This is a genomic window from Kosakonia sp. H7A (genome assembly GCF_003028445.1).
Lineage (GTDB): Bacteria > Pseudomonadota > Gammaproteobacteria > Enterobacterales > Enterobacteriaceae > Kosakonia > Kosakonia radicincitans.
The window spans coordinates 965,241-986,746 of record NZ_PYTZ01000002.1 but is presented as its reverse complement, the minus strand read 5'-3'; the positions used below and the strand labels follow the sequence as shown (position 1 = coordinate 986,746).

The window sequence follows — 21,506 nt, the reverse complement described above, 5'->3', positions numbered from 1 at the left end:
GGCTTGCCTTGTTCAAGAAATTCGAACATAGGATTCGATATATTGCGCTATTCATCGCAGAATTTTGTGCATACAGTGTCACGAATTACGGGGCGACCCCATATCAATACAAAAAGGAACCACCCATGAGTAAAGTGTTAGTTCTTAAATCCAGTATTTTGGCAGGGTACTCACAGTCTGGTCAGTTGGCTGACTATTTCGTTGAACAGTGGAGCGCGAAACACGCCGGCGATCAAATCACCGTTCGCGATCTGGCTGCAAACCCGATTCCGGTGCTGGATGGCGAGCTGGTTGGCGCTCTGCGTCCGAGCGATGCTCCGCTGACGCCGCGCCAGCAGGAAGCGCTGAAACTCTCCGATGAGTTGATTGCTGAATTGCAGGCTCATGATGTGATCGTAATTAATGCCCCGATGTACAACTTCAACATCCCGACGCAGTTGAAAAACTACTTCGACCTGGTCGCTCGCGCTGGTGTGACCTTCCGTTACACCGAAGCAGGCCCGGAAGGCCTGGTGAAAGGTAAACGCGCGGTGATCCTCTCCAGCCGTGGCGGCATCCACAAAGACACCCCGTCTGACCTGGTTGCACCGTACCTGAAGCTGTTCCTCGGCTTTATCGGCATTACCGATGTGAACTTCGTGTTCGCTGAAGGCATCGCTTACGGCCCGGAAGTGGCTACCAAAGCGCAGACCGACGCCAAAGCGGCTATCGACAGCCTGGTCGCTGCATAAGATATTCCCCCTCTCACCATCCGGTGGGAGGGTTTCTCCCCGCTCTACTCTGCCGTATAGCGCTTTGTCGCTGTCAGGATCGTTTGCAGTAACCCATCCAACTGTTCCATTTGCCCGGGAAAAATAGTGTGAAACAGCGGCTGTAGCGCCTGCTGGATCTCGTTATACATCACCACACCTTGATCGGTGATTTTGATGGCGTATTTACGCCGGTCGCTGATATTGACCGCGCGCACCAGCAATTTCTGTTTCATAAGCTGTTTGATCAGCTCGCCGACGCTGGGCTCCTTAAGCCCCATGCGCAGCGCGATTTCCCGTTGCGTCACAATCTGCGGTTCGTTACGAATACAGACGAGAAGCATCCAGCCATTAAAACCGATGTGGTTGTCTTTAATTTTTTGATCAATCAGCAGACGCAAATTATGCGACGCCAGGTACAACATGTGTACACGCGATAAAAGCCCGGCATTGTCCATAGGGGATCCTGAAAAAGCAGAACTGAGGAGTGGTGCCGGGTGCCTCCCGGTAAGCTACGTTTGATCCCGTAGCCTGCGCAGCAATGTTCTTCACGATCAAAAGCGCCCCGCCGCATAGGGGGATTCACCACGTTAATCAGGGCTGTACGCTCAGCAGATGGACAAGCCTATACCGGGCTAATTATAATGAAAATAGGCATTTCCTTATGAACTCTATAAATATTCATTATGTTTAACCCGCAGCTTTTACGATCATTTAGCGCCCTGATTGAAGCCGGATCGTTTACCCGCGCAGCGGATAAGCTTGGCATTACCCAGGCGGCGGTCAGCCAGCATATTCGCCAACTGGAGCAACAAACCGGCCCGCTGATTTTGCGCGGGAAACGGACGCTGGAGCTAACGCCGCAAGGCAACGCATTACGCGATTATTGCCAGGAGCTGGAACAGGCGGATAAGCGTTTACAAAATCGTCTGGAAGATAAGGATAAAGCAGGCGGTGAAATCAGCGTCATATGCCCGGGCAGCATCGGGTTGCGCATCTACCCGCTGCTGCTCAATTTGCAGCAGCAGCAACCTGAACTGACCATCCGCCTGCGCGTATCGCCCAATCACTCGGTGATTGCTGAAGTGCTGGCCAGCCGCTACGAGTTAGGGTTGGTCACGCAACAACCAGATGACACGCGTCTGACGGCGCATAAATTCACCGAGGAGCCGCTAGAATTAGTGCTTCCCGCTGGCTGTACTGCCAGTAGCTGGCAGGATCTGCAAAAGCTGGGGTTTATCAGCCACCCGGATGGACATGCGATGGCGACGCGGCTGCTCAGCCGCCGTTTTCCCGGCAATCCGGGAATGCAAAGCATACGGGTGAGCGGTTTTATTAACCATATTGGTCTGATACCGGAACCCGTTTCACGCGGGCTGGGTTTTACGGTGTTACCGCGCTATGCGCGGCTGGCCTTTCCGCGCCAGGCACTGTTGCAGGTTGACAACCATCCGGTCAACGTTGTCGATACGCTGTGGCTGATTCACCGCGCGGAGTGGCCGATAACGCGGCGGGCGGAACAGGCGCTGGCGTGGTTACGCCAGCATCTTAGTGATGAAATCAATGCGCCGCTGACGCTTTCTTCAGCCATTTACCGTTAATGCCCTGCACATATTCACCGGGCCGGGCGCGATCCACCAGTTTCTGCCCCGCCATCTTCGCCACATCATCAACGGGAATGTTGTTGCTATCGGCCAGTTGCTGGTAGCTTTCGGCACGCGCTTTGTTAATGCGATCCACCAGCGCCAGCGTCTCTTTATCGTGGCTTACCGGCGCAATGTAACCGGTTAAGGTTTCCCCCACCCGCCCTTGTGAACGGGCTTCGTCCAGCGTCAATGCTTGCGCGGTTGCACTGGCGAGGCTCAGCGCCAACAATGCCATCAGCAGTCGTTTTTTCATCATGATGGCCTCAGAACAGATCGCTGCGCGATTTCAGCAGGGTTTCGACATCTTTATCCACTTTGATGTGGATTTCATGCTCGATCTTCACATTCATATTGATGGTGATCGGCTCTTTTGGCGCCGCCACCTCGATGCGCGGCGTACAGCCAGCCAGCAAGGTAGTTATTGCCAGCACCGGCACGGCTATCGGGGTTTTCATTGTTTTTCCTCACACTTTTCGCCCTTCGCACAGCGCGCCTGGGGAAGCGCGGCATGTTGCTCAAGCCATGACTGCAAATTGTCGCCAAAACGTAAACTGCGCCATAAGGTAAAGACGTTTTCCTCATGGGTATAGTTCAAATTCACGGTGCTGCTCTTGCCTTCAACATAGCTGGTGCCGCGAATGGTAGCCTGCATTTTTAACACGCCAAGATTATCCAGATCTATCTTTGTCCAGGAACGGGAAATTTCCATATAGCGCAACCAGTTGATAGCCGCGCCTGCCGCCATGTTGTCGTTCACCACCGCATCCGCGGTATCTTTGTCGATACGCAACGTCATCGGACCCGGGTTGTGCAGCCAGCCGTCCTTAATTATCCATTGCGGATTATCCAGCCACAGCGGCAGCGCGCCGTCAAAAGGCCCGGAAAGCGCAAACTGCTTCGGATTGACCGCGCTGACCAGCTCGCTGGATGAAATATGATTAATGCGCACCAGTGCCGGATCGTGCTGCGGCATGCGCAGTTGCTGCATGGTCACTTTACCGCCGAGCATATCGACGCTGACATCGCTCAGAATGAGCGGGTTTTCTTCGCTCCACGGCCAGGCCCCCTGCAAATCAGCGGTGATATTTTTGGCTGTCACCTGGTTAACAATTTCGCCAATGCGCAGCGATACCGGCCTGCGGGTACCCAGTTGCCAGGCAGCATTGCGGTAGCGGAAAGGCAATACAAAATCGACACCGCTGATTTCATTATCCGGCGTCCAGACGCTGCCGCTTTTCAGCACGCCGTGCCCACCGGCTTCAAAACCTTGCCCGGCCGCCGCAGAAAACGCCACCTGAGCGTAGAGCGAGCCATTGAGCAGCTTCATCTTCCAGTCTGGCGGGATCAACGGCTGGAAAACGCTGAGCGACTGACGCGGCCACCAGGCCTGCCCGCGCAATCTTTCGCCATCCCAGCGGCCATTCACCTGTACAGGGCCGATAGCATTGGCACTCAGGGCGCCTTTAAACTGAAAATCGGTGGGATTGGCGCCATCGACGCTGAACTTGAGTTGCGAGGCGGGCAAATGGCTACCGCCGCTAAAGGTCGTTTGCCCGGCATCCAGCGTCAGTGCGCCGCTGAACTGTGGCTTCTCCGCCTCCCGCACCCATTTCACCGGTTCATCCAGCACCAGCCGGGGCGTACTGATTTGCATGGTGCCGTACTGAAGTTGATCAAAACCGGTTGAAAGATCGGTCAGCGTGATGGTGTTGTCCTGCCACTCGCCGCGACCGGCAACGTCCCAGCGCGCGTTCATCGGCGTAAAATTGCCATCCCCCCAGTAACGCCAGCGCCACTCGCCATTATCTGGCAAAAAATTCTGCGCCTGCCCATCGAGATGCAGGCGAAAATCGCCCATCACATTCTCGTGCGCACGAAGAATTGCCTGCAAACGGCCATCGATGCCCTGCCGGGTCAGTTTTACGCCCGCCAGCGGCCAGCGCACCTCATCAATATTCAGTGAATCGATCACCCGTCCGCGCGAACGCAGCAGCGCGCCGGGCGTAAAGGCCAGTTGCGGTTCATCAAAGCTGCCGCTCAGTTGCGCCGGTAATACGGCGTAAAACACCAGATCGCCCTGCTTCGCTTCGCCGGTCAGTTGCAGCGGCATGGCGTTGTCGGTCATGCTTAGCCGGCCCGGACCAATCGTCAGCACGGCGTTGCCTTTACCGGCTTCCCCCTGCGTCAGCACGTTCAGCCGACCGCTTATCTGCGCTTTATCCAGCCCCTGCTGCCAGTTGTCGATCTTCAGCCCTACGCGACCGCTCAGCGGAAAACCGGCATATGGCCAGTTCCAGCGGCCATCGCTGATGGCGAGCTGCTCGCCGGTCACCTGCCAGGGTAAGTCGAGCAGCGGATCGCTGCTGTCGCGCGACATAACAATCGTCTGCCCTTCGTTATCGCGCCACTCCATATCAACATCCACCAGACCGGGTTGCTGTGGCAGAGTAAGCGTGCTTTGCATATGACCATTGACGGGCCATCCATCCGGGACGGCGGGCAGCGTAAATTCACCGCCAAGCGTGAATGGCGGCTGGTTATCAAACAGCTGCAGCGCGAGTCGGTTAACGCTCAGCGCCTGCCCGTGCAGACGGGCCTCAAGCTGCACGCGCTCACCGTTGTAACTCAGTTGCTGAATTTGAGGTGTCAACGCCAGCGACAGTTTGCCGCCCCATGATTGCCACGGCGAAATGGTTAACCGATCCACCGTAAGCCAGGTGTAAGGCAGCATCGCTTGCCATTCGCTCAGCGTTCGCGGCGCGGTTGATGGCGTGTCGTTTGCTGGCAGCTTATTGAGACAGGCGCTATTGATCGTCAATGCGCCCGCGTGTAATTGCCAGCGGCTGGGATGGGTAAGCTCAGCGTTCTGGAGCCACGCCAGTTGGCAATCGTCAACCCAGTAGCGCAGATCGGGAATTTTCAGTGAATGCCGGGTAAAGCGCGGACGCTCTTCCATTGCGATGCGCGTACCGGCAGGCAGCCAGATCCCGGCAAGGGTCGGCACCCATTGCGCCAGCGTCATCAGTAACGTTAGCGGCAGCAGTATAAATAATAAAACCAGTGCGATGGCGGCTTTGTATTTACCCTTCATGGGTAGCTAATATCCTGATTTATCGTGTGATTAAGCCAATTCTGCCGGATATTGTGACATGTTTAACCGCCCTGTTAAAAGCGCGAGCCGCTTTAATCATAGTCTGGCTGTTGCATTTTCAGTAGCAGAGGACGATATTGCTGCGAAATCATTACGCTATAGGTTTAAGGAATGTTCACTAAAGGTTCTCTGATCCGCGGTTGGTTCGCGGGCGCCACTATTTTCACCTGTTTCACGTTTGGTGATTATCTCAGTGCAAATGTGTTTCACGACTCGAAAATCCCATGGGTTATCAGCGTGCTGCTGGCCTTCATCATTAACTGGAGCGCTAACAGCACTCTCAAGCAACTGCGCTAATACTGTCGGCAGTGCAGGCAGTTATACTGAGAGTAGACACATTCATCAGGCCTATGATTATCAATAAAATTTGAAGGTTTACATAATAATTTTAAACAGTGATAATGTAGGCAGGAAACCGTTGGAGAAAGCCTTATGAAACTCGCGATATATAGCACAAAGCAATACGATAAAAAGTATTTGCAGCAGGTAAACGAGCATTATGGCTACGATCTTGAATTTTTCGACTTTTTGTTAACGGAGAAGACCGCCAAAACCGCCAACGGCTGTGAAGGGGTCTGTATTTTCGTCAATGATGACGGTAGCCGCCCGGTGCTGGAAGAGTTGAAAAAGCTGGGCGTGAAATTTATCGCGCTGCGCTGTGCCGGGTTCAATAACGTCGATCTTGATGCGGCCAAAGAGCTTGGGCTGCAGGTGGTGCGTGTGCCTGCCTACTCACCGGAAGCGGTGGCGGAACATGCGATTGGCATGATGATGACACTCAACCGTCGTATTCACCGTGCTTATCAGCGCACTCGTGACGCCAACTTCTCGCTCGAAGGTCTGACCGGCTTTACGATGTACGGTAAAACGGCTGGCGTGATTGGTACCGGCAAAATCGGCGTTGCGGCGCTGCGTATCCTGAAGGGGTTCGGTATGCGCCTGCTGGCGTTTGATCCCTACCCGAGCGCGGCTGCGCTGGAACTGGGCGTAGAGTATGTGGATCTTGATACGCTGTTTTCCCAGGCCGACGTTATCTCCCTGCACTGTCCGCTGACGCCGGAAAACTTCCATTTGCTGAACCGTACCGCGTTTGAACGCATGAAAGACGGCGTGATGATCATCAATACCAGCCGTGGCGGTTTGATCGATTCACAGGCGGCGATTGATGCGCTGAAGACACAGAAAATTGGCGCGCTCGGCATGGACGTGTATGAAAACGAACGCGATCTGTTCTTTGAAGACAAATCCAATGATGTGATTCAGGACGATGTGTTCCGTCGCCTGTCGGCATGCCATAACGTGCTGTTCACCGGCCACCAGGCATTTCTGACCGCCGAGGCGTTGACCAGCATTTCTGAGACCACGCTGGAAAACCTGCGCCAGTTACGTGACGGTGAAAGTTGCCCGAACGCGCTGTTCTAAGCGGTTTGTGCGGTTCCCCGGCCAGGGGAGCCGTTTTAAGATTAACGGCCAGTGACACCCAGGCTAACCCTGTTAAAATCCCCGCCCTGAATGGAAAATTCTTAGAGGAAGAGATGAAAAAAATTATCCCTTTAATTGCGCTGAGCATTGCGCTTTCCGCCTGTGTCAGTTCCCGCACTGATACCCTTAAACCGGAACAGTTGGCTAACCAGCGTTTTGTACTGACTACCTTTAACGGCAAAGCACTGACGACATCAGACCAGAGCCCGGCTCCGGAAATCCGTTTCGACAAGGATCTGCGCGTCTCAGGCAAAATGTGCAACGGCTTTATGGGCCAGGGCAAACTTTCTGACGGCGCATTAACCGTGAAGCACATGGGCATGACCATGATGATGTGCGCAGATCCGCAGCGTAACGAGCTGGATCATACTATTCAGGGCATGCTGAGTGACGGCGCGCAGATCGATTTGACCGGCGACCAGCTAACGCTGGCAACCGCTTCGCAGACGTTGATTTATACCCGCGCGAATAACGCTCAATAATTACCGCAGCTTCCGGTGGCAAGCGACTGTTCGCTACAGCGTTTGCCATTCGGCAATGCACACATTCCCACCATCGAACCGTCAAGCTGACGCGCGACAGATAACGATCCGCCAATCATTGCGCAATTTGCCTGACCGCTGTTAGACATCGCGGCCTTTATGCCTGGCACAACGTGAGCAGCCGTAGCCTGTTGCACAGGTTCACTACTGCATGCCGACAATAATAAAACGGCGCACCCCACCCAAAACGCAGAACGCATCTCTTCTCTCCCTTTATTAAAGCGAAACCCAAGCATAATAGGCAGCACAGCGCAATACGTCGAGAGCTGAAAGTCATCTTTATGCACCGCAGAAACATTTTTTTGCGTTTTTATCGCCTGAAGCAGGTAATAACTGGCTTGCCCACACTTCACCAGAGATTTTCTGTCCTCGCGGTACGCCCTTTTCGAAGCACTACGGGCTGGCTCCTTGATGGCGGTGCTATCGGCTCCGGTTGTAAGAATTCATGAAGTGGATCCCCGCAGCCTGAAATAAAAAAACCTGCCCGGTGAGCAGGTTGCTGATAACGTGTTTTTTATAAACAGGAGGAATTCAACTTTGGATCCTGCGGAAGAATTGCTCAGTCGATTCCCGGACGTGCTCATCAGGGTTCTCGGCAATATCCCCCTCTCCTGACGAATGTCGAACGTAGCTACTTTTTTGCCCGTGAAGCAAGGCAGGAGAAGAACCTGCATAGCCTGCAACTGAACAAAATGACAGAAACAGTAGAAACCATGCAGTTCTCAACGTCTTACCCATCATTCATAACCCGTATGTTGTTGGCATCCGAAAACATAGTGGCGTAATGAAAGTAAAATGCTGTATGCGATACTTAAACGTATCCAGGAAGCTATGAAAAATTACGTGGGTTGAAATGCAATAATAAATTCGCAGGATGTACTACCAGATGCTTCACATTATTAACGTTCATGACTATGTGTACTTCGAAGCGAAATTGTTGCTTACACGATTGGCCGACAGAACGTAACTCCGCTATTTCTTCTTTTATTTTGCTCTTATTTTTGATTTACATCAGCGGTGCGGCGCAACAGCGCATACAAGGGAACACATGTTGGAAAGTTGTTTTGTCAGTTTCCGAGGGGGAATTCTTAAATAAAGAAAGCCGGAAGCAGGAGCAATGCAAACAGAGGTTACCAATACTGAAAATAAATAACCCCGCCAGAGAGGCAGGGTTATCTTGTTAAAATCGGGCCGCTATCGAGGACTCAAACCCCGACTCTGCTTTCTGTAAATAAAGCAACGCTCTAACCGTGCTGAGCTAATAGCGGACCGGGAATGCTATTTATATTGCGGAAACATTCCCGGCTGACGGGCCTTTTTGCCCATCTTCAATCGTGAATTCTACTTTCTGACCTTCATTCAGCGTTTTAAAACCGCCGCTCTGGATAGCCGAAAAATGCACGAATACGTCTTTGCTGCCATTGTCAGGCGTGATGAAACCAAACCCTTTGGACTCATTAAACCATTTTACTAAACCAGTCATTTTGTTAGACATAAATATTTCCTCAATATACATAGAGCCTTTCGGCGAAAAAGGGTTTTCGCACAGAATTAAATTATTAACGATAAGGAGGCTCAAAAAGAAGAATTATCTATAGATAACACTTGTGATGAGGACTGCTTTACTAAACCGCTTTATTACATCTGTGGAACAAACCTACCACTCATTAGTCACACATATACCAACTTATAGCAAGCTTTATTTTAGATTGATGACCCACGACGCGAGATGTCAGGCAATTGGTATTATTAGTAAAATGACGTCCAATGTTAGAGCAAACCCAGGCGATTTTATCAAATATGCCAGGCATCATGGCGCTAAAATCCAACACTATGCTGCTATCTTGTCACGTCCTGTAAACGCGCTGTATGAATGCTTCCTCCTGCAAGTGCCTGTTGACCCGCGCCCTGCTCGCGTCGGCGCAACCGTGCGTTCGCGGGCAGGGTTGGCTGGCGATTCCCCCACCTTTGCGCCAGAGTTGCAGGACGTTTTACGCAGGATTAGCACCAGCAAAGTCAATGAGTGCTACTTACGGGAAAATAACTGGCTGCATTTCAGTGTATTTTTCCACGATAGCGCGACGTGGCTGTGAATCGGTTACCAGAAACATGCCTGATACGCTTTCTGTTCGAAGGAAGCGGTTGATGGAGTGCAATGCATTAAAAAATAAAATAAAAAATCGTTCAGAACGCACAGATTGATGAAAAAAGAAACACCTGAGCCCGATCTGACAGAACGCAACGAATTCATTCACATGCTAAATACCGGCCAGGTACATCAGATCAAATATCTATCTTCGCTGGCTGTTTATACTGAATATAATTAAGTAATGAGAGCATTCATATGATCACGATTGACGGTAATGGCGCCGTGGCCTCGGTGGCCTTTCGTACCAGTGAAGTTATCGCCATATATCCCATAACGCCCAGTTCAACGATGGCTGAGCAGGCTGATGCCTGGGCCGGTAACGGTCTGAAGAATGTCTGGGGCGACACGCCCCGCGTTGTTGAAATGCAGTCGGAAGCCGGGGCTATTGCAGCTGTCCACGGCGCACTGCAAACCGGGGCACTCTCAACCTCATTTACCTCATCACAGGGACTGCTGCTGATGATCCCGACGCTGTACAAACTGGCCGGGCAACTGACCCCCTTTGTACTGCACGTCGCAGCACGTACTGTGGCTACCCATGCCCTCTCCATTTTTGGCGATCACTCCGATGTGATGGCGGTGCGCCAGACTGGCTGCGCCATGCTCGCTGCGGGTAGCGTGCAGGAAGCGCAGGATTTTGCGCTGATTTCGCATATTGCCACGCTGAAAAGCCGCGTGCCGTTCATTCACTTTTTTGATGGTTTCCGTACCTCGCACGAAATCAACAAGATTACGCCGCTGGCGGACGACACTATCCGCAATCTGCTACCACAACAGGAGATTGACGACCATCGCGCCCGTGCGTTGAACCCGGAGCATCCGGTCATTCGCGGCACATCGGCTAACCCGGACACTTACTTCCAGTCCCGCGAGGCGACCAACCCGTGGTACAACGCGGTTTACGCTCACGTCGAACAGGCAATGAACGATTTAGCCGAAGCCACCGGCCGCAGCTACAAGCCGTTCGAATACTACGGACATCCGCAGGCCGATCGCGTAATTGTACTGATGGGTTCAGCAATAGGTACCTGCGAAGAGGTGGTTGATGAGTTGCTGACGCGGGGTGAGAAAGTCGGCGTGCTGAAAGTTCGCCTCTATCGCCCGTTTAGCGCCGCGCATCTGCTAGCGGTCTTGCCGGAAAGCGCGCGTACTGTCGCTGTGCTCGATCGCACCAAAGAACCAGGCGCGCTGGCGGAACCACTTTATCTTGATGTGATGACCGCGCTGGCGGAAGCCTTTAATCACGGTGAACGCGAAACCCTGCCGCGAGTGATTGGCGGGCGCTATGGTTTATCCTCCAAAGAGTTTGGCCCGGAATGCGTGCTGGCGGTGTTTAACGAGCTGCGCGCGGCAAAGCCCAGACCGCGTTTTACCGTCGGTATCTACGACGACGTTACCAATCTCTCGCTGCCGCTGCCGGAAAACACCCTGCCATCGCACGCGAAACTGGAAGCGCTATTTTACGGGCTGGGCAGCGATGGCAGCGTCTCGGCGACCAAAAACAATATCAAGATTATTGGTAACTCCACGCCGTGGTATGCGCAGGGTTATTTTGTCTATGACTCGAAAAAAGCGGGCGGCCTGACGGTTTCGCATTTGCGCGTCAGCGAAAGACCAATAAACTCCGCCTATTTGGTTTCGCAGGCGGATTTTGTCGGTTGCCATCAGTTGCAGTTTATCGATAAATACCAAATGGCCGAACGGCTGAAGCCGGGCGGTATTTTCCTGCTCAATACGCCCTACAGCGCAGAGGAAGTGTGGTCGCGGCTGCCGCAGGAAGTTCAGGCGGTGCTGAATCAGAAAAAAGCCCGTTTCTTCGTGGTCAACGCGGCGAAAATCGCCCGCGAATGCAGCCTCGGCGCACGTATTAACACCGTAATGCAGATGGCGTTCTTCCATCTGACAAATATATTGCCGGGCGACAGCGCGCTGGCTGAATTGCAGGGCGCGATCGCCAAAAGCTACAGCAGCAAAGGTCAGGAGCTGGTTGAGCGCAACTGGCAGGCACTGGCGCTGGCGCGTGAATCACTGTTCGAAGTATCGCTGGAGCCTGTCAACCCGCTGAGCGCACACCGCCCGCCGGTGGTTTCCGATGCGGCGCCGGATTTTGTCAAAACCGTCACCGCCGCTATGCTGGCGGGCCTTGGCGATGCGCTGCCGGTCTCAGCCCTGCCGCCGGACGGCACCTGGCCGGTCGGCACCACCCGCTGGGAGAAACGCAATATCGCGGAAGAGATCCCCATCTGGAAAGAAGATCTCTGTACCCAGTGTAACCACTGTGTCGCCGCCTGCCCGCATTCGGCGATCCGCGCGAAAGTGGTTTCTCCGGCAGCGATGGAAGAGGCTCCCGATACGCTCCATTCACTGGACGTGAAATCGCGCGATATGCGGGGTCAGAAATATGTCTTGCAGGTCGCGCCGGAGGATTGCACCGGCTGTAATCTGTGTGTTGAGGTCTGCCCGGCGAAAGATCGTCAGAACCCGGACATCAAGGCCATCAATATGATGTCGCGCCTTGAACATGTGGAAGAAGAGAAAGTGAATTATGACTTCTTCCTTGGCCTGCCGGAGATCGACCGCAGCACGCTGGAACGCATTGATATCCGTACTTCCCAACTGATCACCCCGCTGTTTGAATATTCCGGGGCCTGTTCCGGCTGCGGTGAAACGCCGTACATCAAACTCCTGACCCAGTTGTATGGCGACCGGATGATGATTGCCAACGCTACCGGGTGCTCATCCATTTACGGCGGTAATCTGCCTTCAACGCCGTATACCACAGACGCCAACGGGCGCGGTCCGGCGTGGGCGAACTCGCTGTTTGAGGATAACGCCGAGTTTGGTCTGGGCTTCCGTCTCAGCGTCGATCAACATCGCCAGCGTGTGATGCGTCTGGTGAATCAATTTGCCGACCATATTCCGGCGGAACTGCTTGCCGCACTTCAGCAGGAGGCCTCGCCGGACGTTCGCCGTGCACAGGTTGCTGAACTGCGTAACGCGCTGGCCAATGTTGAAGGTGCACAGCAACTTCTGACCGATGCCGATGCGCTGGTTGAGAAATCGATCTGGCTGATTGGCGGCGATGGCTGGGCCTATGACATTGGTTTCGGCGGGCTGGATCATGTGATGAGTCTGACCGAAAACGTCAATATTCTGGTGCTTGATACCCAGTGCTACTCCAACACCGGCGGCCAGGCATCAAAAGCCACACCGCTGGGTGCGGTGACCAAATTTGGCGAACACGGTAAACGTAAAGCGCGCAAGGATCTGGGTGTCAGCATGATGATGTACGGACATGTTTATGTGGCGCAGATTTCCCTTGGCGCACAGTTGAACCAGACCGTGAAAGCTATTCAGGAAGCGGAATCCTATCCGGGGCCATCGCTGATCATCGCTTACAGCCCATGCGAAGAGCACGGTTACGACCTGGCGCTGAGCCACGATCAGATGCGTCAGTTGACCGCCACCGGCTTCTGGCCGCTCTATCGTTACGATCCACGCCGCGAAGAGGAAGGCAAAATCCCGCTGGCGCTGGATTCACGTCCGCCATCTGACGCGCTGGCGGAAACGCTGCTCAATGAGCAGCGTTTCCGTCGTCTGAATGCGCAGCAGCCGGAAGTGGCAGAGCAACTGTGGAAAGATGCCGCCGCCGACCTGCAAAAACGCTATGACTTCCTCGCGCAACTGGCCGGAAAAGCAGAGAAAAGCCCGACCGAGTAAACGAGCTGCCTAAAAAGCCACCGGTTAACGCCGGTGGCTTTTTTAACGCACGGATTTCGCATGACACCATCCGCAAGCTGCGTTAATAATCAGTTTTCCCGGGCAGCAAGGAGCGAACAGCATGCGACATCATCCCGTAACCTCATCACGCATTTCTTCCATTGGTTATGACAGCCGCAGCCTCACGCTCGAAATCTGTTTTCACGATAAAAGCATTTATCAGTATCAGAACGTTCCGGAGCGGATCTTCACGGTTTTTCTGACCGTTGTCTCGAAAGGCCGCTTTTACGATGGCGTGGTCAAAGGAAAATTCCCCGAAAAAAAAGTCGCCTGAACAGGTAGCTGCCCGCCGTTCTTATAATCTGTCAGGATAAGTTTTTTCACTCTTATAACGGAAACCGCAATGTCAAAAAACAGTCCTTCCACGCCCTATTACGCCGTGATTTTTACCTCCGTGCGCACAGCGGTTGATGACGGTTATGGCGCAATGTCCGATCGTATGATGGAACTGGCGATTAACCAGCCGGGTTTTCTCGGTGTCGATTCCGCGCGTGAGGAAGTGGGAATTACCGTCTCATACTGGGAATCACTTGACGCGATTAAAAACTGGAAAGCAAACGCTGAGCATGCGATAGCGCAGAAAACCGGACGGGAAAAGTGGTATCACTCCTTCATCACGCGCATCTGCCGGGTTGAAAAAGAGTATTCGTTTCAGATGCAGGAGCGATCGTAATTAATCTTTGTTGCCTATGACATTCTGAATTTCTTAATACTTCATTAGTATGATGGTCATAAACTCACAGCAGAGGACGCGAAAATGATAATAGTGAATATTAACAATTTAAAAGATAAGCTCCCTAAAAAATACGTTACATTATCAAGCAGGAGCTTTTTCTTAGTTAATGTTATCAATGGCAAATTGCTCATTGAGGAAAATAACAAAACCACGGAGTACTCTTTAGAAACTCTCGACCAGATCATTGCTCACATTATTCAAACCGAAAGCATTACCATCCCCGATAACTGGAGAAGAATCACCCACCGAAAGAATGACTTTTATTATTTAAGAGTTGTTGCCATCGATTACTTGACCCAGTACCACCGGGATGTAATTGGTTTTATCAGCCCTGAAATAATTAACATTTGTCTCTTCCCGGAATACTATCATCGATATATCGCTCACTCTCTGATGCAATATCCCTGGGACGATCGGGATGATCTGCTTAATATTTACTCATTGGACGAGAATTATGTTACTGTCGAGGAAGAGAAATTTGAAATCGTCCCAATAAACTATGCAACTACACGAGTTGAATCCGATGATGGAAAATACTATGACGAGCAACGTGATAAGAAAATTAATTACGGGGTAATCAATGTTTCAATACCTAAACACTTTCATCGCCCTGGCTATATAGAAAAACCTTTTCGTTTATTGGGGATTAGTTTTAGCAAAGAAGATCCAAACAAGCACTTCATCGTTCATTCGCATGAGAGGATGGGAAAAGATGAGTTCTTTCAACAATTATCAGGATCCGATAACTCAGAAAGAATAGTAATATTTGTGCATGGTTATAACGTATCTTTTAAAGAAGCAGCATTTAAGGCCGCACAGGTAAAGTATGATTTAAAAATAACTAATCCGTTACTTCTATTGAGCTGGCCGTCCTATTCGAAAATTAAAGATTATGCATACGATAAAGCAAGCACAATCACCTCAGCGATATTATTTTCGAACTTGTTTGATGAGCTTGATAACAACCCTCTGTTTGAAAACACTGAAATTTCCGTTATTGCACACAGCATGGGTAATATGTTGCTATCACAAATTGTGAGCCACATATCCCTGCCCTGCGTAAGATTTAAGCGTGCTGCCCTCGCCGCCGCAGACATAACCCAAAATGAATTTCTTGATATTTTCATCGATTTTTTTAAAAACGTATTTTCACATATAACTATTTATGTCAATGAAAATGACAAGGCATTAAAAGCTTCAAAGATGTTGAATAAATCACCTCTGGTTGGTGATTCAAGCAAGACAATCTGTGTTCATACAGATATAGATACCATTGATACTACTGGGTTTGACGGAAAATTCGGCGAACTATACCACTCCTATTTTTCTTCTAATGAAAGGGTGTTTGACGATATTAGACAATTTCTGATTGATTCAATACCCGTAAGCCATCGTGGCTTATTTAAAAAATATACCGCGAGTAATTTACCCTACTGGAAACTAGCGGATGTATAATTTTTCTCAGATCAATGAACCATAAAAACCAAACAATGGTGTTTGCATACGTTATTGACGCCATTTTTTAACGGAGGCTAATACATTCATTCGTGTTTCAACTGAACGGCATCCACAGACAGAACGTCATCAAAATGATGACGTATACCTGCCTTTGTCCCGTCTGGGCGACCTCCCCCAGCAAATCCGCACACTTGATAACTCAAAATGAAAAATGCCTCCGGAGCAAATCATTGATACAATCCTGCCCTAATAGCGTATGTCTGTCAGCGGTGCCTTGCCGGCTGGCGCTAAAAACCGGAATTGAGCCTTTTTCATGTCGCAAAATCAAGAAATTAGCAAAAAAGAGCAGTACAACCTGAACAAACTGCAAAAACGTCTGCGCCGTAACGTCGGCGAAGCCATTGCCGACTTCAACATGATTGAAGAAGGCGACCGCATCATGGTCTGCCTTTCCGGCGGCAAAGACAGCTACACGATGCTGGAAATTCTGCGCAACCTGCAACAAAGCGCGCCGGTCAATTTTTCGCTGGTGGCGGTCAATCTCGATCAGAAGCAACCGGGCTTCCCGGAACATATTCTGCCGCAGTATCTGGATGCGCTTGGCGTTGAGTACAAAATCGTGGAAGAGAATACTTACGGCATCGTGAAAGAGAAGATCCCGGAAGGCAAAACCACCTGTTCTCTCTGTTCCCGCCTGCGTCGCGGGATCCTCTACCGTACGGCGAGCGAACTGGGTGCGACCAAGATTGCCCTTGGCCACCACCGCGATGACATTCTGCAAACGCTGTTTTTGAATATGTTCTATGGCGGGAAAATGAAGGGCATGCCGCCGAAGCTGATGAGCGATGACGGCAAACACATTGTGATCCGCCCGCTGGCTTACTGCCGCGAAAAAGATATTGAGCGTTTCTCAGAAGCGAAAGGTTTCCCGATCATTCCGTGCAACCTATGTGGTTCGCAGCCGAACCTGCAACGCCAGGTGATTGCCGATATGCTGCGTGACTGGGACAAACGTTATCCAGGGCGCATCGAAACCATGTTCAGCGCCATGCAGAACGTGGTGCCGTCGCATCTCAGTGACGTCAATCTGTTTGATTTCAAAGGTATTACGCATGGTTCGGAAGTGGTCAACGGCGGCGACCTGGCGTTTGACCGCGAAGAGATCCCGTTGCAACCGGCTGGCTGGCAGCCGGAAGAAGATGACGCGCAGCTCGATGAACTGCGTCTTAACGTCATTGAAGTGAAATAAATCCCAGCCTCTCTGCTGCATGCAGAGAGGCGGATTTTACAACAGCCGTACGCGGCAGCTCTTGCCTTTAATCTTCCCGTTCTGCAACTGCTTCCACGCCTGACGCGCCACACTCTGGCGAACAGCCACATAAACATGCGCCGGATGCACGGTGATTTTACCGATGTCCGCGCCATCCAGCCCCATATCGCCGGTCAGCGCGCCCAGCACATCGCCGGGACGCATTTTGGCTTTTTTACCGCCATCAATGCACAGCGTGGCCATTTCCGCTTCCAGCGGCACCACTTTGACGTTAGCTGGTGCGTTGCACCAGTTCAGCTTCAGTTGCAGCATTTCCGCGAGAATATTGGCGCGCTGTGCCTCTTCCGGCGCACAGAAACTGATTGCCAGGCCGCTATTACCCGCGCGCGCAGTACGTCCGATACGGTGTACGTGCACTTCCGGATCCCATGCCAGTTCGTAGTTCACCACCAGCTCGAGCGATTTAATGTCGAGACCACGCGCAGCGACATCGGTCGCCACCAGCACGCGCGCGCTACCGTTGGCAAAACGCACCAGTGTTTGATCGCGGTCGCGCTGCTCCAGATCGCCATGCAGCGCCAGTGCGTTCTGCCCCGCGGCGTTCAGCGCATCGCACACTTCCTGACAATCTTTTTTGGTATTACAGAACACCACACAGGAAGCCGGACGGTGCTCGCTTAAGAGCTTTTGCAACAGTGCGGCTTTGCCCTGACGGGAAACCTCGAAGAACTGCTGTTCAACGGCGGGCAGCGCATCGACGCTATCGATTTCAATGGTTTCCGGGTCGCGCTGGACGCGGCCACTGATGGCGGCAATCGCTTCCGGCCAGGTGGCTGAAAACAGCAGGGTCTGCCGTGAGGCAGGCGCAAAACGGATAACGTCATCAATCGCCTCGCTGAATCCCATGTCGAGCATGCGATCGGCTTCGTCCATGACCAGCATTTGCAGGTTATCCAGGGTAACGGTGTTTTTTTGCAGGTGATCGAGCAAACGCCCCGGCGTGGCAACAATAATGTGCGGCGCATGTTGTAATGAATCGCGCTGCGCACCAAATGGCTGGCCGCCGCAGAGAGTCAGCACTTTGATATTGGGCATATAGCGCGCCAGGCGGCGTAACTCGCTGGCGACCTGATCGGCCAGCTCACGCGTCGGGCATAAAATCAATGACTGCGTCTGAAATCGGCTGGCATCAATATGTTGCAATAAGCCCAGCCCAAACGCCGCCGTTTTGCCACTGCCTGTTTTTGCCTGCACGCGGACATCTTTTCCGGCGAGAATGGCAGGCAGCGCAGCGGCCTGGACTGGAGTCATAGAGAGATAGCCCAGATCGTTAAGATTCTCGATCTGGGCGGCGGGCAAAGCATTTAAGGTTGAAAAAGCGGTCACAATAAAGTCTCGCGATAAAAGGGCTGAGATCAGCAGGCGCGTATCCTCTCAGATCTGCCCTGTTTACGCGACATCTTAATGGGTTCTTCATCCGGCGGCGGGTCCGGCATCGGTTGCGGATGGGGAATGGGATCGGGAATCGGGATCGGATCGGTCGGAACCGGATCGCTGGGATATGAGGAATTGCGCGTATTCATCATCGCCTCCTTTACGTGAGATACCTTGTTAAGGGTAGTCGCAGGTAAAAAAGAGGCAAAAAAAAGCCGACTCATTAAGTCGGCGTCGTACGAATCAATTGTGCTATGCAGTAATTCAAAAAAGGAAGTAAGACAATATGGAGCGCAACGCCCATCGCTTGACGTTGCATTCACCTGCGAGAGAAATATTGCCCTGAATAGGTATTGTATTTATTGACCTCGCTCAAACTATCTGGCGTTTTTATGTTCAAAAAATGTTAAAAAAGTGAAATTTTACAGCCAGTTACTACGATGCAACCACCAGGTAACACCGCCGATCAGTACCACCAACATCACGCAGAAGATCGAAAAGCCGAATTGCCAACCGCCTCCCGGAATGCCGCCCAGATTGACGCCAAACAAGCCGGTAAGAAAGGTACTCGGCAAAAACACCATTGCCATCAACGACATGGTATACGTGCGTCGCGCCAGCGACTCCTGCATCACCTGCGTAATCTCATCCGTCATCACTGCCGTACGTGCAATGCAGGCATCGATCTCATCCAGGCCACGCCCGAGGCGATCGGCGATATCCTGCATCCGACGGCGCTGATCGTCACTCATCCACGCCAGACGTTCACTGGCCAGCCGTGAAAAGACATCACGCTGCGGCGCCATATAGCGGCGCATAACAATTAACTGTTTGCGCAGCAACGCCAGAATTCCCCGCGGCGGAATTTGCTGATCGAGCAGGTTATCTTCCAGATCGATAATCCTGTCGTGCAAGGATTCAATAAATTCGCTGGCATGATCGGTCAACGCATCGCAAACATCCACCAGCCAGGCGCCGCTATCCGTTGGGCCGGACCCCTCTTCCAGATCCCTGACCACATCATCCAGCGCCATAACTTTACGCTGACGCGTGGAGACAATCATCCGCGAATCCATGTATAACCGCACGGCCACGAGCTGGTCGGGTCGTTCATCAGTGCTGCCGTTAATGCAGCGCAGCGTAATGAGCGTCCCCTCACCCAACCGGTTAACGCGTGGACGCGTACTTTCTCCGGAAAGCGCATCACGCGCACTGTTCGGCAGCAACGGCGTTGAGGCCAGCCACTGTGCACTCTCCTGATTGGTATAATTCAGATGCACCCAGCACGGTGTTTGTTCAGTAATAATGTCATCATCTTCGAGCGGCTTAACGCCCCCTTTTCCATCCAGCCGCCACGCAAAAACCGCATCCGGGACATTCACCCCGGAGCCTTTTAATGCTTCCACAGCGCCTCCAAAATCAGCAAGGTATTGCTGTCAGTCTAGCCGGATGAGAATCTTAAGCAATCATCACGCTGAATTTGTTAACAAATTCACGCAAACTGCAAATAAAAAACCCGGTTTCCCGGGCCTTGTTGTTCAGTACAGAGATCTTCAGAAGGAGTGCCAGTAATTTTCCTGATTCTGCAAAACCGGCGTTTTGACGCGCTGGCGCTGTTTTTCCGGCGGCAACGCGGTCTCCGCTGCCACGCGTGCTGCCGGAGCGCCCTCGATCAAACGGAATTTACCGGTCCGTTTTTGTAACTCCTCGACCTGATGTTTCAGTACGTCAGAGGAACCGGCAAGTTCATCAACCGTGGTGACGTTGCTCTGTGTCACTTTTTCTAACTCTGCTAACGCCAGGGTGATCTGCGAAATGCCTTTTTCCTGTTGCAACGTCGTGACGGCAATTTCATCCATCAACTTACTGACCACGCTCGCGCCAGAAACAATATCATGCATGTTTTGTTCTGCTTCGTTCACCACTGTCGCACCCTGCGTCACGTTATCTGTCGTTTCGGCAATCAGGGATTTGATATTTTTCGCCGCCTCAGCGCTGCGATGCGCAAGGCTACGCACCTCACCGGCCACTACGGAGAACCCCTTTCCGTGATCGCCTGCTCGCGCTGCCTCTACCGCCGCATTGAGCGCCAGAATATTGGTCTGGAAAGCGATACCGTCAATAATCGAAATAATCTCCGTCATCTGATTGGCGCATTCGGTAATTGACTGCATATTTTTCGCTACCTGCCCCATTAAATCCCCGCCTTTTAACGCACAGCTGGTCGCATCTTTAGCGCGGGTGCTGGCGATGCGCGTATTGTCGGCATTATTTTTGGTGCTGGAAGCCATTTGTTCCATGCTGGAGGCGGTCTGTACCAGTGCAGCAGATTGCTCCTCGGTTTTAACGGAGAGGTCAGCGCTACGCGTGGCCAGTTCAGCCGAAAGATTGAGGGCAGAATCCGAAGAGGAGCGAATTTCTCTGACTAAGGTAGCAATGCTGGCAGAAAGTGAGTTGATTCCGGGTATTAAGCGACCGGCGCAGTTATTTCCAAATTCAGGAATAACAATAGAAAGATTTCCTGAGGTTACCTCTTCTATACTTTTTTTAACAGTATTAATCGGCGTCACTAAATATTGCGTCATATACAGCCAAAGTAATGCCAGCGAAGTAATGGAAACAACTGTGGTAGTCATAATCAGGGTGGCATTTTTTGAGAGAATGATCACCAAAACTTCCATGAGAATAAAAGAGAAAAGCAAAAATAAAATAATAAAAGTCCTTACACTAATATGTCTTAACATAGTGATACCCACCAAACTGCGGAAGAAGGTAAGATCGTTATAGCATTCGAAATATACTTTTACACGGCTAAATTGATATTGCGCAATGTTCACGGTTAAGTAACTACAATTCAGATTAAGTCAGGTTATTCATCTGAACATAAGCCGCCAGCCCAACACAAACAGCCAGGTAATGCGATAAACCCGGAATTCAGCATCAAAATATATCATATAAAAAACAGCCTCACTCAGTGAGCCTCACAGCATATTTCCTTCTTAATTTAGTTTTAGCCTCGCTTAAATCATCCACTTTTTTTAAGTTCCTGCTGTTAATGTCGATAAATAAAAGATGCTCCATGTTTATTAATTTGTCCTCGCAATAATAA

General features: G+C 51.6%; 20 protein-coding genes and 1 tRNA gene. 11 read left to right on the top strand and 10 right to left on the bottom strand.

Annotated elements, in window-relative coordinates; all coding sequences use genetic code 11:
* Positions 1-125 precede the first annotated feature (125 nt).
* On the top strand, positions 126-731 hold the full coding sequence (azoR, locus tag CWM66_RS12655) for an FMN-dependent NADH-azoreductase (RefSeq protein WP_007371993.1): 606 nt from the start codon (positions 126-128) through the stop codon (positions 729-731).
* Positions 732-775: 44 nt separating this feature from the next.
* Here the strand turns inward: azoR and CWM66_RS12650 are convergent, their stop codons facing one another.
* The gene (locus CWM66_RS12650) at positions 776-1,207 is read right to left on the bottom strand and encodes a MarR family winged helix-turn-helix transcriptional regulator (RefSeq protein ID WP_090396764.1); all 432 of its coding nucleotides are present in this window, start codon (positions 1,205-1,207) and stop codon (positions 776-778) included.
* A 228-nt stretch (positions 1,208-1,435) separates the two neighbouring features.
* Between CWM66_RS12650 and CWM66_RS12645 the strand changes: the two genes are divergently transcribed.
* Positions 1,436-2,350 carry a LysR family transcriptional regulator gene (locus CWM66_RS12645; RefSeq protein WP_090396762.1) on the top strand — a complete coding sequence of 305 codons (915 nt, stop codon included), beginning with the start codon at positions 1,436-1,438 and terminating at the stop codon, positions 2,348-2,350.
* Here the strand turns inward: CWM66_RS12645 and CWM66_RS12640 are convergent.
* The 3 genes from CWM66_RS12640 to CWM66_RS12630 are packed head-to-tail and all read right to left on the bottom strand — an operon-like array spanning position 2,310 to position 5,486.
* Positions 2,310-2,648: a YdbL family protein gene (locus CWM66_RS12640; RefSeq protein ID WP_090397595.1), complete on the bottom strand. Its 339-nt coding sequence runs from the start codon at positions 2,646-2,648 to the stop codon at positions 2,310-2,312. The two genes, CWM66_RS12645 and CWM66_RS12640, sit on opposite strands and share 41 nt — an antisense overlap.
* Before the next feature lie 10 nt (positions 2,649-2,658).
* Positions 2,659-2,850 carry a YnbE family lipoprotein gene (locus CWM66_RS12635; RefSeq protein ID WP_007371989.1) on the bottom strand — a complete coding sequence of 64 codons (192 nt, stop codon included), beginning with the start codon at positions 2,848-2,850 and terminating at the stop codon, positions 2,659-2,661.
* Positions 2,847-5,486 (bottom strand): YdbH family protein, encoded by a 2,640-nt coding sequence (locus CWM66_RS12630; protein ID WP_107146720.1) that lies wholly within the window; start codon positions 5,484-5,486, stop codon positions 2,847-2,849. Before CWM66_RS12630 ends, CWM66_RS12635 begins: the two co-directional genes overlap by 4 nt.
* 171 nt (positions 5,487-5,657) lie before the next feature.
* Between CWM66_RS12630 and CWM66_RS12625 the strand changes: the two genes are divergently transcribed.
* From CWM66_RS12625 to hslJ, 3 genes are all read left to right on the top strand, one after another.
* Positions 5,658-5,843, top strand: coding sequence for a hypothetical protein (locus CWM66_RS12625; RefSeq protein WP_007371987.1), 186 nt, complete (start codon positions 5,658-5,660; stop codon positions 5,841-5,843).
* A gap of 135 nt (positions 5,844-5,978) precedes the next feature.
* Positions 5,979-6,968 (top strand): 2-hydroxyacid dehydrogenase, encoded by a 990-nt coding sequence (locus CWM66_RS12620; RefSeq protein WP_007371986.1) that lies wholly within the window; start codon positions 5,979-5,981, stop codon positions 6,966-6,968.
* Positions 6,969-7,081: 113 nt separating this feature from the next.
* Positions 7,082-7,510 carry a heat shock protein HslJ gene (gene hslJ, locus CWM66_RS12615; RefSeq protein WP_007371985.1) on the top strand — a complete coding sequence of 143 codons (429 nt, stop codon included), beginning with the start codon at positions 7,082-7,084 and terminating at the stop codon, positions 7,508-7,510.
* On the opposite strand, the gene CWM66_RS12610 is transcribed toward hslJ, so the two are convergent.
* The 3 genes from CWM66_RS12610 to cspA all read right to left on the bottom strand — a co-directional run bounded on the left by CWM66_RS12610 (position 7,504) and on the right by cspA (position 9,065).
* A complete protein-coding gene (locus tag CWM66_RS12610; protein ID WP_007371984.1) occupies positions 7,504-7,770 on the bottom strand; it encodes a DUF333 domain-containing protein in 267 nt (88 codons plus the stop codon). The genes hslJ and CWM66_RS12610 overlap by 7 nt on opposite strands.
* Before the next feature lie 990 nt (positions 7,771-8,760).
* Positions 8,761-8,838, bottom strand: a tRNA-OTHER gene (locus CWM66_RS28910).
* A 14-nt stretch (positions 8,839-8,852) separates the two neighbouring features.
* Positions 8,853-9,065, bottom strand: coding sequence for an RNA chaperone/antiterminator CspA (gene cspA / locus CWM66_RS12605; protein WP_007371983.1), 213 nt, complete (start codon positions 9,063-9,065; stop codon positions 8,853-8,855).
* Between the two features lie 349 nt (positions 9,066-9,414).
* Here cspA and CWM66_RS28780 point away from each other — a divergent pair, with 349 nt between their 5' ends.
* The 6 genes from CWM66_RS28780 to ttcA all read left to right on the top strand — a co-directional run bounded on the left by CWM66_RS28780 (position 9,415) and on the right by ttcA (position 16,942).
* The gene (locus CWM66_RS28780; protein WP_146159932.1) at positions 9,415-9,663 is read left to right on the top strand and encodes a hypothetical protein; all 249 of its coding nucleotides are present in this window, start codon (positions 9,415-9,417) and stop codon (positions 9,661-9,663) included.
* A gap of 251 nt (positions 9,664-9,914) precedes the next feature.
* A complete protein-coding gene (gene nifJ, locus CWM66_RS12600; RefSeq protein ID WP_107146719.1) occupies positions 9,915-13,439 on the top strand; it encodes a pyruvate:ferredoxin (flavodoxin) oxidoreductase in 3,525 nt (1,174 codons plus the stop codon).
* A gap of 121 nt (positions 13,440-13,560) precedes the next feature.
* The gene (locus tag CWM66_RS12595) at positions 13,561-13,773 is read left to right on the top strand and encodes a KTSC domain-containing protein (protein ID WP_007371979.1); all 213 of its coding nucleotides are present in this window, start codon (positions 13,561-13,563) and stop codon (positions 13,771-13,773) included.
* 69 nt (positions 13,774-13,842) lie between these two features.
* Positions 13,843-14,172, top strand: a complete 330-nt coding sequence (locus CWM66_RS12590) for an antibiotic biosynthesis monooxygenase (protein WP_107146718.1) — start codon at positions 13,843-13,845, stop codon at positions 14,170-14,172.
* 84 nt (positions 14,173-14,256) lie between these two features.
* Positions 14,257-15,690: an alpha/beta hydrolase gene (locus CWM66_RS12585; protein WP_107146717.1), complete on the top strand. Its 1,434-nt coding sequence runs from the start codon at positions 14,257-14,259 to the stop codon at positions 15,688-15,690.
* Positions 15,691-16,006: 316 nt separating this feature from the next.
* Positions 16,007-16,942: a tRNA 2-thiocytidine(32) synthetase TtcA gene (gene ttcA / locus CWM66_RS12580; RefSeq protein ID WP_107146716.1), complete on the top strand. Its 936-nt coding sequence runs from the start codon at positions 16,007-16,009 to the stop codon at positions 16,940-16,942.
* Positions 16,943-16,978: 36 nt separating this feature from the next.
* Here the strand turns inward: ttcA and dbpA are convergent, their stop codons facing one another.
* The 3 genes from dbpA to CWM66_RS12565 form a co-directional block, all read right to left on the bottom strand.
* A complete protein-coding gene (gene dbpA / locus CWM66_RS12575; RefSeq protein ID WP_107146715.1) occupies positions 16,979-18,349 on the bottom strand; it encodes an ATP-dependent RNA helicase DbpA in 1,371 nt (456 codons plus the stop codon).
* A 470-nt stretch (positions 18,350-18,819) separates the two neighbouring features.
* Positions 18,820-19,803: a zinc transporter ZntB gene (gene zntB, locus CWM66_RS12570; protein ID WP_007371974.1), complete on the bottom strand. Its 984-nt coding sequence runs from the start codon at positions 19,801-19,803 to the stop codon at positions 18,820-18,822.
* A 147-nt stretch (positions 19,804-19,950) separates the two neighbouring features.
* The gene (locus CWM66_RS12565; protein ID WP_107146714.1) at positions 19,951-21,141 is read right to left on the bottom strand and encodes a methyl-accepting chemotaxis protein; all 1,191 of its coding nucleotides are present in this window, start codon (positions 21,139-21,141) and stop codon (positions 19,951-19,953) included.
* Positions 21,142-21,506 lie beyond the last annotated feature (365 nt).

Excerpts from the sequence above, each read along its gene's own strand:
- azoR (WP_007371993.1), top strand. The coding sequence starts at position 126 with ATGAGTAAAGTGTTAGTTCTTAAATCCAGTATTTTGGCAGGGTACTCA.
- CWM66_RS12650 (WP_090396764.1), bottom strand. The coding sequence starts at position 1,207 with ATGGACAATGCCGGGCTTTTATCGCGTGTACACATGTTGTACCTGGCG.
- CWM66_RS12645 (WP_090396762.1), top strand. The coding sequence starts at position 1,436 with ATGTTTAACCCGCAGCTTTTACGATCATTTAGCGCCCTGATTGAAGCC.
- CWM66_RS12640 (WP_090397595.1), bottom strand. The coding sequence starts at position 2,648 with ATGAAAAAACGACTGCTGATGGCATTGTTGGCGCTGAGCCTCGCCAGT.
- CWM66_RS12635 (WP_007371989.1), bottom strand. The coding sequence starts at position 2,850 with ATGAAAACCCCGATAGCCGTGCCGGTGCTGGCAATAACTACCTTGCTG.
- CWM66_RS12630 (WP_107146720.1), bottom strand. The coding sequence starts at position 5,486 with ATGAAGGGTAAATACAAAGCCGCCATCGCACTGGTTTTATTATTTATA.
- CWM66_RS12625 (WP_007371987.1), top strand. The coding sequence starts at position 5,658 with ATGTTCACTAAAGGTTCTCTGATCCGCGGTTGGTTCGCGGGCGCCACT.
- CWM66_RS12620 (WP_007371986.1), top strand. The coding sequence starts at position 5,979 with ATGAAACTCGCGATATATAGCACAAAGCAATACGATAAAAAGTATTTG.
- hslJ (WP_007371985.1), top strand. The coding sequence starts at position 7,082 with ATGAAAAAAATTATCCCTTTAATTGCGCTGAGCATTGCGCTTTCCGCC.
- CWM66_RS12610 (WP_007371984.1), bottom strand. The coding sequence starts at position 7,770 with ATGCGTTCTGCGTTTTGGGTGGGGTGCGCCGTTTTATTATTGTCGGCA.
- cspA (WP_007371983.1), bottom strand. The coding sequence starts at position 9,065 with ATGTCTAACAAAATGACTGGTTTAGTAAAATGGTTTAATGAGTCCAAA.
- nifJ (WP_107146719.1), top strand. The coding sequence starts at position 9,915 with ATGATCACGATTGACGGTAATGGCGCCGTGGCCTCGGTGGCCTTTCGT.
- CWM66_RS12595 (WP_007371979.1), top strand. The coding sequence starts at position 13,561 with ATGCGACATCATCCCGTAACCTCATCACGCATTTCTTCCATTGGTTAT.
- CWM66_RS12590 (WP_107146718.1), top strand. The coding sequence starts at position 13,843 with ATGTCAAAAAACAGTCCTTCCACGCCCTATTACGCCGTGATTTTTACC.
- CWM66_RS12585 (WP_107146717.1), top strand. The coding sequence starts at position 14,257 with ATGATAATAGTGAATATTAACAATTTAAAAGATAAGCTCCCTAAAAAA.
- ttcA (WP_107146716.1), top strand. The coding sequence starts at position 16,007 with ATGTCGCAAAATCAAGAAATTAGCAAAAAAGAGCAGTACAACCTGAAC.
- CWM66_RS12565 (WP_107146714.1), bottom strand. The coding sequence starts at position 21,141 with ATGTTAAGACATATTAGTGTAAGGACTTTTATTATTTTATTTTTGCTT.